6 protein-coding genes are annotated in these 12,526 nt (G+C 71.0%); 5 read left to right on the forward strand and 1 reads right to left on the reverse strand.

Annotated features, from left to right (window positions below; genetic code table 11):
- Window positions 1-2,923 (reverse strand): YhdP family protein (locus tag PMI14_RS31350; protein ID WP_007861475.1); only part of this gene is annotated, 2,923 nt, incomplete at its 3' end.
- Window positions 2,924-3,066: 143 nt separating this feature from the next.
- Here PMI14_RS31350 and glnE point away from each other — a divergent pair.
- The 5 genes from glnE to PMI14_RS31375 all read left to right on the forward strand — a co-directional run bounded on the left by glnE (window position 3,067) and on the right by PMI14_RS31375 (window position 12,459).
- A complete protein-coding gene (gene glnE, locus PMI14_RS31355) occupies window positions 3,067-5,811 on the forward strand; it encodes a bifunctional [glutamate--ammonia ligase]-adenylyl-L-tyrosine phosphorylase/[glutamate--ammonia-ligase] adenylyltransferase (RefSeq protein ID WP_007861476.1) in 2,745 nt (914 codons plus the stop codon).
- 100 nt (window positions 5,812-5,911) lie between these two features.
- The gene (locus PMI14_RS31360) at window positions 5,912-6,646 is read left to right on the forward strand and encodes a TetR/AcrR family transcriptional regulator (RefSeq protein WP_007861477.1); all 735 of its coding nucleotides are present in this window, start codon (window positions 5,912-5,914) and stop codon (window positions 6,644-6,646) included.
- A complete protein-coding gene (locus PMI14_RS31365) occupies window positions 6,643-8,067 on the forward strand; it encodes an efflux transporter outer membrane subunit (protein WP_007861479.1) in 1,425 nt (474 codons plus the stop codon). The genes PMI14_RS31360 and PMI14_RS31365 overlap by 4 nt, the downstream gene beginning before the upstream one ends.
- A 51-nt stretch (window positions 8,068-8,118) precedes the next feature.
- Window positions 8,119-9,327, forward strand: a complete 1,209-nt coding sequence (locus PMI14_RS31370; protein WP_007861481.1) for an efflux RND transporter periplasmic adaptor subunit — start codon at window positions 8,119-8,121, stop codon at window positions 9,325-9,327.
- Between the two features lie 21 nt (window positions 9,328-9,348).
- On the forward strand, window positions 9,349-12,459 hold the full coding sequence (locus PMI14_RS31375) for an efflux RND transporter permease subunit (protein ID WP_007861483.1): 3,111 nt from the start codon (window positions 9,349-9,351) through the stop codon (window positions 12,457-12,459).
- Window positions 12,460-12,526: the final 67 nt, after the last annotated feature.

Consider the following 12,526-nt stretch of genomic DNA (forward strand, 5'->3'; position numbering starts at 1 on the left):
GTGCGGCACCAGCCGTGCCTGCGGGGCGCGGCGCACTGAGCAGGTCCTCCCAGGCATCGACATCCAGCCGGGCCAGCTGGATGTTGGCCGCCACGCCCTCGGCCGGCATGGGCGCTGCCTCCCCGCCCGCCAGCCCCACGCCGATGGCGCCGCGCAGCACACGCGGCTGGGCGCCGCTGACGTCGCGGTGGTAGGTGGCCGAACCCAGGGCTCCCAGGTCCAGCGTGATCTGGTCGCGCAGCGGCGGCAGCGTGCCGGCGGCGGTCACTGTGCCGGTCAGCGATTCGCGCGCCAGCGAGTTGTCGTAGCGCAGCGGCAGGGTGGCCTCGGCCGTTTTGCCAAGCGGGGCCGGCAGTGCCAGCGCCAGCCCCTGCAGGCTGGTGGTCACCTGCACCTCGGGCACCCCGCGGCGAAAGGCCAGTGCCAGTGTGTAGGGGGCGCTGCCCGTGGCACGGCCGGCCAGCTGCGACAGCAGGCCCAGCTGCGGCGCCTGCTGCAGGCCCTCTGCCGTGGCCACGCCCTGCGCTCGCAGCTGGATGGCCGACTCGGTGGCTGGAGCGCCTGGCGGCAGGGAGCGCATGCCGCCTTCGAGCTTCACGTCGCCGCCCAGGGCCCGGGCCTGCATGCCCACCAGCGAAAAGCCCGTCTCGCTGAACTGCACCGAGCCCCGCGCACGACCGAGCATCGGCGTATCGGGGGTGATGCGCACGTCGTTGCCGGCCAGGGTGACGCCGCCCTGCACCCGGGACTTGTCGATGTTGCTGATGGGCAGGGTCAGTTTGAGCTGGAGATCGGCCTGGCCCGTGCCGCTGGCCTGCGCCAGGGCATTGCCCGTCAGGCGCGAGAGCGGCGAGGTGTTGACCACGCCGAGCAGTTCGGACAGCGGTCCGCGGGCGTCGGCATTCACGCCCACTACCGTGTGCGCGAGATCGGGGATGGAGGCCTCCACCCGCGACACGCGCACGCCGGACGTACCTGCGAAGCTGCCACTGGCACCACGCACTTGCATCGACGAGCGCTCGAAGATCAGCTCGCCCTGCAGCTGCGTGAGTGCCGGCCAGCGCAGGGGATCGTTAGGGTGCAACTGGGGTGGCACGAAGGCATAGGTCACATCCTTGACGCGCGCGGCAATGCGGAACTCGCCCTGGCGCGGGTCATTGAACGGCATGTCATGCAGGTCGCCCCGGACCTTGAAATCGACCACGCTGGCGGTACCGGCAACCACCGCGTCGCGCACATAGTGGCGGGCGTCCTCGCCGACGGACAGCGGCAGGTAGCGGTGCACGCGCGTGCCATCGGCCCGCGTGAGCTTGCCCGACAGGTCCAGCACGCCGGGGAAGCGCGAACGGCTCGGACCCTTCGCGGGGTCGGAGGTATGCCAGGTCGCGCGTGCCTCGCCCTGCGCATCGGCATTGGCGAACTTCACCTCGTTGGCCTGCACCGCGATGCGCTCGCCCTCGAGCTGCCAGCGCACCTCGGCACTCAGGCGGTCCAGCGGCAGCAGGGGGTCTTCGAACACGCCAGGCAAGAGCAGGGCGCCGGATTCGATGGCGAGCATGGCCTTGCCACCGCCCTGCGTCATGTCCAGGTCCACCGTGGCACCACGCAGGCCCAGGCGCTGCGCCGCGCCGTTGTCCAGCTCCCCCGCCAGCGCCAGGCCCTGGATGCGGCCGCGCACCTGGTACTGCTGCAGCGCACCAAGCGGCCCCTTCCAGGTGGCCTGGATCTCGTCCACCAGGCCCTTGGGCGCGTACTGGCGCACGGCATCGTGGGCCGTGGCGCCCAGGGGCAGGCGGCTGGCGATCTGCGCCAGGGCGGCCAATTCCAGCCGGTCGGCACGGAAGTCGCCCTGCGCGGGGGCCTTGGCGGTGGCATCGGTGTATACCAGCCGGACGTTGCCCCCGGGCCAGCGCAGGCCGTCATCGGTGGTGAACTGCAGGCCCTGCGTGGAGAATTCGAAGCCGCCCTTGAGCTGCCGCCCGCCCAGGCGCCCGGCGACGGAGGGCAGCGCCAGCGGCTCCAGCCCCGGGCCCAGGGTGGCATTCACGTCGGCCAGTGCCAGGTCGGCCGTGCCGCCGACGATCTGGCCGCTCTTCACGTCCGCCCAGGCCCGGAGGGCGCCACGGCCCTGGGCCACGTCCACCCCCAGGTCGGCATGGTGGCGCAGCCGGGACACGTCCACCCGCGCGAAGTCGGCATAGACCTGGCCGTTCCAGTGCTGCCAGTTGCCGTCGCGCGCGCGCAGCAGCGGCGCGCGGAACAGGCCGACCAGCGTGAAGCGGTCGCCCCAGTCGGGCGGCGGCGTGGCATCCACGCGCATGCGGTGGCTCCAGTTGCCGTTGCGCACCAGCAGGTCCACCTCGGTCAGGGCCAGCTCGGGCGCATTGCGCATCTCGTCGGTCCAGCGCAGGGTGCCGCCCTTGATCAGCACCTCGCCCTGCGAGAAGAACCAGTCGGCCGCGCTGCTGCTGTCGCTGCCGCTGTCCTTCATGGCCAGGCCGGCCACGGTGATGCGGCCGTCGCTGGCCCGGCGGATGTCCAGGTCGGGCTTCTCTATATAGAGCTGCTCGAAACCGAAGTTCAGCAGCGAGCGCGGCGACAGGGCCACGACCACGCGCGGCAGGCGCAGGGCCTCACGGCCGGCGCTGTCCAGCAGCGCCACATTCACCAGCTCCACGGAGGGGACCAGCCCCTCGGAGCGGGCGCTCAGGGCGCCGATGCGCACGGGAACCCCTAGGGCGCGTGCGGCATGGGCTTCGAGCTGCGGGCGGAACTCGCCGATTCGCGGCACAATCCAGCCATGAAGGGCCCCCCAGGCGATGGTCAGCAGCAGCCAGAAGGCAAGCAGCAACCCCAGTGACCACCGCGCAAAGCCTGCCACTGTCTTGAGCAGGCGTGAGGGGTGCGAGGTGGGATCGATCATGGTGGGATTGAATGTGGCAGGAATTATGACCCGCGGTTTCCTTGTGGGTTCAATGAGAACCAGTGTCCTTTTGCATGCAGCGGGCCATGGCCCCGTGCTTGCAGCCAGCTGCGGCACCTCCTGCCCCACCCCTGTGCGCCACCATGCCCATGTCCTGTAACGACCCCTTCAAGGACGGCGAGCCGCTGGCGGGGCATTCCCGCTTCCTGCAGCGCCTGCACCGGCGATACGCCGGCGATTTGACCCTGCTGCCGGCCGGGGCACCCCGGCGCGCCGCAATGGATACCGTCTGCGATGCCCTGCTGGCACGCGGCAACGACACCGGCACCGCCCTGCGCGTGCTGCGCCAGCTGGTCATGGAACGCCTGATCCAGCTCGACTGCGATGGGCAGGCGCCGCTGTCCGACATCACCTGTGCCGTCACCGAGCTGGCCGAACTGGCCCTGGACCGCGCCTGCCGGCATGCGCGCCAGGAGCTCGACGCGCGCCACGGCGCCCCCCAGGGCCCCGAAGGCCAGGCCGTGCAGCTGTGGATCATCGGCATGGGCAAGCTCGGCGCGCGCGAGCTCAACGTATCGAGCGACATCGACCTGATCTACGTCTACGAGCACGATGGCGAGACCGCCGGCACGCCGGACGGCCGGGGCAAGATCTCGAACCACGAGTATTTCGCGCGCGCGGTCAAGGCCATCTACAGCCTGGTCGGCGACACCACCGAGCATGGCTTCGTGTTCCGCGTCGACCTGGCCCTCAGGCCCAACGGCAACTCGGGTCCGGCGGCCGTCTCGCTGGCGGCGCTCGAGGAGTACCTGCAGGTACAGGGCCGCGAATGGGAACGCTTTGCCTGGCTCAAGAGCCGGGTGGTGGCACCGCGCGAGTGCATTGCCAGCACCGAGGTGCAGGCGCTGCGCGGCGTGGTGCTGCCCTTCGTCTTTCGCCGCTACCTGGACTACAGCGTGTTCGATGCGCTGCGCCTGCTGCACAGCCAGATCCGCGACCATGCGGCCAAGCGCAGCGCGGGCCACCCCGAGCGCGCCAACGACGTCAAGCTCTCGCGCGGGGGCATCCGCGAGATCGAATTCACCGTGCAGCTGCTGCAGGTGGTGCGCGGCGGCCAGTTCCCCGAGCTACGCCGGCGCCCGACGCTCGACGCCCTGCAGCGCCTGGCCCAGGCCGGCCTGATGCCGCAGGAGACGGCCGACGCCCTGGCGCGCGCCTATGTCTTCCTGCGCCGGGTGGAGCACCGCATCCAGTACCTCGATGACCAGCAGACCCATGTGCTGCCCACGCGCGACGACGACCTGGCCTGGATCGCCCGCACCATGGGCTACCCCGACTGCTGCGCCTTCCTGCACGAGCTCGACGCCCACCGCGAACTGGTGGCCCAGGAGTTCGACACCCTGCTGGGCGGCAACGGCAAGAAGCAGTGCAGCAAGGGCGGCTGCGGCGGCCCGCGCGCGGCCGCGCCCCCCCCACCCGAGCTGGAAGCGCTGCTGGAACAGCTGCCCCCCGGTTTCCGCGAGCGCGTGGCCGAGTGGCGCAGCCATCCGCGCGTGCAGGGCCTGCGCGATGAGACACGCGCGCGCCTGTTCCGCCTGGTGCAGCGCACCGCCCAGTGGCTCAACGAAGGCCGGGTGACCGAAGAGGCCGCCGTGCGCATGGCCAACTGGCTCGAGCCCCTGCTGCGCCGCGACAGCTACCTGGCGCTGCTGCTGGAACGCCCCTCGGTGCACGAGCAGATGCTGCACCTGCTGGGTGCGGCCCGCTGGCCCGCGCGCTACCTGTTGCAGCACCCCGGCGTGATCGACGAGCTGGTGGGCGACGCCCTGCTGGCCGAGCGCTTCTCGGTGGCCGATTTCGAGCGCGAGCTGGCCATGCGCCTGGCCTCGATCACCTCCACCGGGGAAGACGACGACGAGACCCTCCTGAACCTGCTGCGCCGCGCCCAGCATGCCGAGACCTTCCGCACGCTGGCACGCGATGTGGAGCACCGCATCACGGTCGAGCAGGTGGCCGACGACCTGAGCGCCCTGGCCGACAGCGTGCTGCGCGTGACGGCCCAGTGGTGCTGGAGCCGCCTCAAGACGCGGCACCGCGACGTGCCGCAGTTCGCGGTGATCGGCTATGGCAAGCTCGGCGGCAAGGAGCTGGGCTACGGCAGCGACCTGGACATCGTGTTCGTCTTCGACGACGACGACGAGCGCGCCCCCGAGGTGTATGCCGCCTTCGTGCGCAAGCTGATCAACTGGCTCACGGTGAAGACCGGCGAGGGCGACCTCTACGAGATCGACACCGCGCTGCGCCCCAACGGCAGCTCGGGCCTGCTGGTCACGCGCTTCGAGGCCTATGCCAACTACCAGGAACGCCGCGGCAGCAACACCGCCTGGACCTGGGAGCACCAGGCCATGACGCGCGCGCGCTTCGTGATGGGCAGCCCGGCACTGGAAGCCCGCTTCGACGCCGTGCGCACGGCCGTGATCACCTCGGCCCGCGACCCGGTGGCCCTGCGCGATGAGATCGTGGCCATGCGCGAAAAGGTGCGCCAGGCCCACCCCACGCGCGACGGGCAATTCGATGTCAAGCACAGCGTGGGCGGCATGGTGGACGCGGAATTTGCCGTGCAGTACCTGGTGCTCTCGCAATCGGCGGCGCACCCCGAACTGGTGGCCAACGTGGGCAACATCGCCCTGCTGCAGCGCGCCGAGCAGGTCGGCCTGCTGCCGGCCGGCGTGGGCCAGGCCGCCGCCGACGCCTACCGCGAGCTGCGCCGCGTGCAGCACCGGGCGCGCCTGGACGAGGCCCCGACCCAGGTCACGCCCCCGGCCCTGCAGGCCGAGCGCGACGCCGTGCTGGCCCTCTGGGCGGCGGTGTTCGGCAGCGGCCACTGAGCCGGGCCCACCCAGGCCCACCCAGGCCCGCGGCGGCCTGTTGCCGAATGTCACGCTAATTTAAACACTTGTTTGAATTATGGTGGTTTAATCCACCGCCATGCATTCTGCCCCGCCCATTTCTGAGCCCGCTGCCAAGCGCGCCGCGCGCCCCGCCCGTGCCGCACGCAGCGATGGCGACGACACGCGCGCACGCCTGCTGCAGGCCGCGCTGCGGCTGTTTTCCGAAAGTGGCTTTGCCCGCACCTCGGTGCGCGCCATCGCCGTCGCAGCGGGGACCAACGTGGCCGCCATCGGCTACCATTTCGGCGACAAGGCCCAGCTGTACACCGCCACCTTCTATGAGCCTTTTGGCAGCGGTAGCGACCTCATCGAGGTGTTTGCCGCCCCCGGGCTCAGCCTGCAACAGGCCCTGCAGGCCTACTTCACAGGGCTGCTGGAGCCGCTCAAGCACGACGATCTGGTCCGCCAGGCCACGCGCCTGCATGTGCGCGAGCTGCTCGAACCCACCCATGTCTGGCCCGAGCTGATCGAGCGCGAATGCAAGGCCCCGCACATGGCGCTGGCACGCCTGCTGTGCGAGCACATGGGCGTGCCCGACATCGACGACGACATGCACCGCCTGGCGTTCTCGATCGGCGGCCTGGTCATGTTGCTGTGGACCCAGCGCGACGCGATTGCCGCCATTGCCCCCCAACTCGCAGGCCCCGCCACCGCGGACGCCTGGGCCGAACGCCTGACCGGCTATGCCATGTCCATGATCCAGGGCGAAGTGGCACGCCGCCAGGCACTGCGCGAACAGCGCAGGCACAACAACAAGGAGGAAGAGGAATGACATTGTTTGTTCGAACCCTGGGCGTCTGCGGCGTGCTGCTGCTGGGCGCCTGCAGCACCGCGCGACCGCCGCAGGCGATCCCGGTGCAGGCGCCTGCGGGCTGGGTCGCGCCGCTGCCGCATGGCGGGCAGATGGCCGACCTGGCGCAGTGGTGGCGTCAGTGGAACGACCCCGCGCTGGTGCCGCTGATCGAGGCCGCGCAGGGCATCAGCCCGAGCCTGGCCCAGGCCCGATCGCGCCTGCTGCAGGCCCGCGCCACGCAAACCACGGCGGGCGCCGCCCTGAAGCCCACGCTCGACGCCCAGGCGACCACCAGCCGTGGCGCCAACGCGCAGGTCGGCGGCCTGGCCACCACCAGCCAAGCGGGCCTGCAGGCAGCCTGGGAAGTGGACCTGTTCGGCGCCAATGCCGCCACGCGCGACGCGGCCAGCGAACGCCTGGCCGGCGCCCAGGCCCTGTGGCACGAAGCGCGCGTGAGCGTGGCAGCCGAGGTGGCGCTGCAGACCAGCAGCCTGCGCACCTGCCTGCAGCAGCTGGACGTGGCCGAGCGCGATGCGCGCTCGCGCGGCGAGACCTCGCGCCTGTCGGACCTGAGCGAACGCGCCGGCTTCACGGCCCCGGCCACCGCCGCGCTGGCGCGCGCCAGCGCCGCCGAGGCCGCGGCGCGCGCCTCGCAGCAGCGCATGCAGTGCGACGTGGAGTTCAAGACCCTGGTGGCCTTGACCGGCCAGGAGGAGGCCGCGCTGCGCCAGCTGATCACGGCAATGCCGATCACGCCCGCACCCGACAGCCTGTTCGCCATTGCCGCCCTGCCCGCGCAGGTGATCTCCCAGCGCCCCGACGTCTACAACGCCGAGCGCGAGGTCGCAGCCGCCAGTGCCGAGGTGGGCAACGCCCAGGCACAGCGCTATCCCCGCCTGTCGCTCAGCGGCAACATCGGCAAGGCCTGGAGCCGCGCCGGCGGCACCACCCTCGACGTGGACGCCTGGACGCTGGGCCCGCTGACCCTGAGCCTGCCGCTGTTCGACGGCGGGCGCCGCGCGGCGCAGGTCGATGCGGCCCGCGCGCGCTACGACGAGTCGGTGGCGCTGTACCGCGCCCGCATCCGCCAGGCCGTGAGCGAGGTGGAGCAGGCCCTGGTGCGGCTGCAGAGCACGGCCGAGCGCAATGCCAGCGCCCGCGCCGCGGCCGATGGCTACCGCATCTCGTTCGATGCCACCGACGCGCGCTGGCGCGGCGGCCTGGCCAGCCTGGTGGAGCTGGAGGACGCACGCCGCACGGCGCTGGCCGCGCAGAACGCGCTGCTGGCCCTGCAGCACGAGCGCCAGTCTGCCTGGATCGCGCTGTACCGCGCAGCCGGCGGCGGCTGGGACACCACGGCCCCCGGCCTGGCCGAGACCGCCCAGGCCGGCACCCGCTGAGCCCGGCCCCCCCATTTTTCCTGACACCTTCCGGATGAACGGACCCCTTTCATGAACCAGTTCAAACTCTCCGCTTCCACGCTGGCCGTCGTTGCCGCCTGCGTCCTGGCTGCCACCGGCGCCCTGGTGTTCTCGGGCGCCTCGCGCGCTGCCGACGAGCCAAAGGCCAACCAGCCGCGCCCGGCGCTCACGGTCACGACCGCACAGCCGCAGCGCACCGCCGTGCCGCTGCGCCTGGCCGCCAACGGCAACGTCGCCGCCTGGCAGGAGGCCATCATCGGCGCCGAAAGCAATGGCCTGCGCCTGACCGACGTGCGCGTCAACGTGGGCGACGTGGTCAAGCGCGGCCAGGTGCTGGCCACCTTCTCGGCCGAGACCACGCAGGCCGAGGTGGCCCAGGGCCGCGCCAGCGTGCTCGAAGCCCAGGCCACGGCCGCCGAGGCCGCCGCCAATGCCGAGCGCGCGCGTTCGCTGCAGGCCTCGGGCGCCTTGAGCCAGCAGCAGATCCAGCAGTACACCACGGCCGAGAAGACCGCCCAGGCGCGCGTCGAGGCGGCCCAGGCCCAGCTCAACGCCCAGCAGCTGCGCCTCAAATACACCCAGGTGGTGGCGCCCGACAGCGGCATCATCTCGGCCCGCAGCGCCACCGTGGGCGCGGTCGTGGGCGCCGGCACCGAGCTGTTCCGCATGGTGCGCAAGGGCCGGCTCGAATGGCGCGCCGAAGTCACCTCGACCGAGCTGGCACGCATCCAGCCCGGCTCCAAGGTCAGCGTGACGGCCGCCAGCGGCACCACGGTGCAGGGCACGGTGCGCATGGTCGGCCCGACGGTGGACCCGCAGACGCGCAACGCCCTGGTCTATGTGGACCTGCCGTCGTCCGCCACCGACACGCCCATCGACCCCAAGGCCACGCTCAGCGCCATCCTGCCCGGCATGTTCGCACGCGGCGAGTTCGCGCTCGGCAGCAGCGAGGCCCTGACCGTGCCGCAGGAAGCCCTGGTGGTGCGCGATGGCTTCTCCTATGTGTTCGCCCTGGGCGGCGACCAGCGCGTGCAGCAGCGCAAGATCCAGACTGGCCGGCGCGTGGCTGACCGGGTGGAGGTGCTCTCGGGCCTGGAGGCAACGACCGCCATCGCCGTGCGCGGCGCCGGCTTCCTCAACGACGGCGATCTGGTGCGCGTGTCCAACACCGCGCCCGTCGGGGTGCAGGGCACGGCGACCGTGCCCACCGCGGCCGCCCCGGCTTCGGCCACCAAGTAAGAAGAGTAAGGAGCATTCACCATGAATGTATCTACCTGGTCGATCAAGAACCCCATACCGGCGCTGATGCTGTTCGTGCTGCTGACCTTCGGCGGCCTGCTGTCGTTCAACGGCATGAAGGTGCAGAACTTCCCCGACATCGACCTGCCCACCATCTCGGTGACCGTGTCGCTGCCCGGCGCCTCGCCCGCGCAGCTCGAGAACGATGTGGCACGCAAGGTCGAGAGCTCGATCGCCACGCTGCAGGGCCTGAAGCACATCTACACCAAGGTACAGGACGGCGGCGCCACCATCACGGCCGAGTTCCGTCTGGAAAAGCCCACGCAGGAGGCGCTCGATGACGTGCGCTCGGCCGTGGCACGCGTGCGCGGCGACCTGCCCGGTGACGTGCGCGACCCCATCGTGACCAAGATGGACCTGGCGGCCCAGCCGGTGCTGGCCTTCACCATCGCCTCGCGCCGCATGGACGACGAGGCCCTGTCCTGGTTCGTGGACAACGACATCGCCAAGAAGCTGCTGGCCGTGCGCGGCGTGGGCGCGGTGAACCGCGTGGGCGGCGTGGACCGCCAGGTGCACGTGGCGCTCGATCCCATGAAGCTGCAGGCGCTGGGCGCCACGGCGGCCGACGTTTCGCGCCAGCTGCGCCTGGTGCAGACCGAGAGCGCGGGCGGCCGCACCGACCTGGGCGGCAGCGAGCAGCCAGTGCGCACCCTGGCCACCGTGCAGTCGGCGCAGGAGCTCGCGGGCCTCACGCTGTCGCTGTCCGACGGCCGCCACGTGCGCCTGGACCAGGTGGCCACCGTCTCCGACACCTTTGCCGACCCGCGCGCCATGGCCCTGCTCAATGGCAAGCCCGTGGTGGGCTTCGAGGTGGCCCGCAGCAAGGGCGCGAGCGAGGTCGAAGTGGGCGCCGCGGTGCAGGCGGCCCTGGCCGAGATGCGCGCCCAACACCCCGACCTGGAGATCACCGAGGCCTTCAACTTCGTGGCGCCGGTGCAGGAGGAATACGACGGTTCCATGCACCTGCTCTACGAAGGCGCGCTGCTGGCGGTGCTGGTGGTGTGGCTGTTCCTGCGCGACTGGCGCGCGACCTTCGTCTCGGCCGTGGCGCTGCCGCTGTCGGTGATCCCGGCCTTCATCGGCATGTACCTGCTGGGCTTTTCGATCAACGTGATCACGCTGCTCGCGCTGTCGCTGGTGGTCGGCATCCTGGTGGACGATGCCATCGTGGAGGTGGAGAACATCGTGCGCCACCTGCGCATGGGCAAGACGCCCTACCAGGCGGCCATGGAGGCGGCCGACGAGATCGGCCTGGCCGTGGTGGCCACCACGTTCACGCTGATCGCGGTGTTCCTGCCCACGGCCTTCATGAGCGGCATCGCCGGCAAGTTCTTCAAGCAGTTCGGCTGGACCGCGGCGCTGGCGGTGTTCGCCAGCCTGGTCGTGGCGCGCGTGCTGACCCCGATGATGGCGGCCTATATCCTCAAGCCCATCGTCGGCGAGCACAAGGACCCGCGCTGGATGGGCTGGTACCTGCGCTGGGCGGCCTGGTGCATCCGGCACCGCTGGATCACCTTCATCGCCACGGGAGCCTTCTTCATCGGCTCGCTGGCGCTGATCCCGCTCCTGCCCACGGGCTTCATCCCGCCGGACGACAACTCCCAGACCCAGGTCTACCTGGAGCTGCCGCCCGGTGCCACGCTGGCCCAGACCCGCGTGGTGGCCGAGGACGCGCGCCAGCGCGTGGCCGCTGTGAACCACGTCAAGAGCGTCTACACCACCATCGGCGGCGGCTCCGCGGGCTCCGACCCCTTCATGGGCAGCGCCAATGCCGAGACGCGCAAGGCCACGCTCACCATCCTGCTGGCCGACCGCGGCGACCGGCCGCGCAAGCAGGGCATCGAGAACCAGATCCGCGCCGCGCTGGAGAGCCTGCCCGGCGTGCGCAGCAAGGTCGGCCTGGGCGGCTCGGGCGAAAAGTACGTGCTGGTGCTCACGGGCGACGACCCGCAGGCACTGCAGACAGCCTCTCTCGCCGTCGAGAAGGACCTGCGCACCATCCCCGGCCTGGGCAGCGTGTCCTCCACCGCCAGCCTGATCCGCTCGGAGATCGCGGTGCGCCCCGACTTCGCGCGCGCCGCCGACCTGGGCGTGACCAGCAGCGCCATTGCCGAGACCCTGCGCATCGCCACCGTGGGCGACTACGACGTGTCGCTGCCCAAGCTCAACCTGGCCTCGCGCCAGGTGCCCATCGTCGTCAAGCTGCAGGACGATGCGCGCAAGGACCTGTCGCTGCTCGAACGCCTGGCCGTGCCCGGCTCCAAGGGCCCGGTGATGCTGGGCCAGGTGGCCACGCTGGAGTTCGGCGGCGGCCCGGCCGTGGTGGACCGCTACGACCGCTCGCGCAACGTGAACTTCGAGATCGAGCTCTCGGGCCTGCCTCTGGGCGACGTGACCAAGGCCGTGGATGCGCTGCCGTCCATCAAGAACCTGCCGCCCGGCGTGCGCCAGATCACCATCGGTGACGCCGAGGTGATGGGCGAGCTGTTCGCCAGCTTCGGCCTGGCCATGCTCACCGGCGTGCTGTGCATCTACATCGTGCTGGTGCTGCTGTTCAAGGACTTCCTGCACCCGGTGACCATCCTGGCGGCGCTGCCGCTGTCGCTGGGCGGCGCCTTCGTGGGCCTGCTGATCGCGCAAAAGAGCTTCTCCATGCCCTCGCTGATCGGGCTCATCATGCTCATGGGCATTGCGACGAAGAACTCCATCCTGCTGGTGGAGTACGCCATCCTGGCACGGCGCGAGCATGGCATGACGCGTTTCGAGGCGCTGATCGATGCCTGCCACAAGCGCGCCCGGCCGATCATCATGACGACGCTGGCCATGGGTGCGGGCATGCTTCCGATCGCCGTGGGCTTCGGCGCGGCGGACGCCAGCTTCCGCTCGCCGATGGCGGTGGCGGTGATCGGCGGGTTGATCACCTCGACCTTCCTTAGCCTGCTGGTGATCCCGGCCGTGTTCACGGGGGTGGACGACGTGGGCCAGTGGTTCGGCCGCATGCTGCGGCGCCTGCGCGGCCTGCCGCCGCGGGCACCGACCTCCAGGCCGGAGCAGGCACCCGCGATCCCCTGACGGCAACACATCCCGTCATCCGCGCAAAAGGGCGCAAACCACCCGGGTTTGCGCCCTTTAACACGCC

The organism is Acidovorax sp. CF316, from assembly GCF_000276605.1.
In the GTDB taxonomy this organism is placed as follows: Bacteria; Pseudomonadota; Gammaproteobacteria; order Burkholderiales; family Burkholderiaceae_C; genus Acidovorax.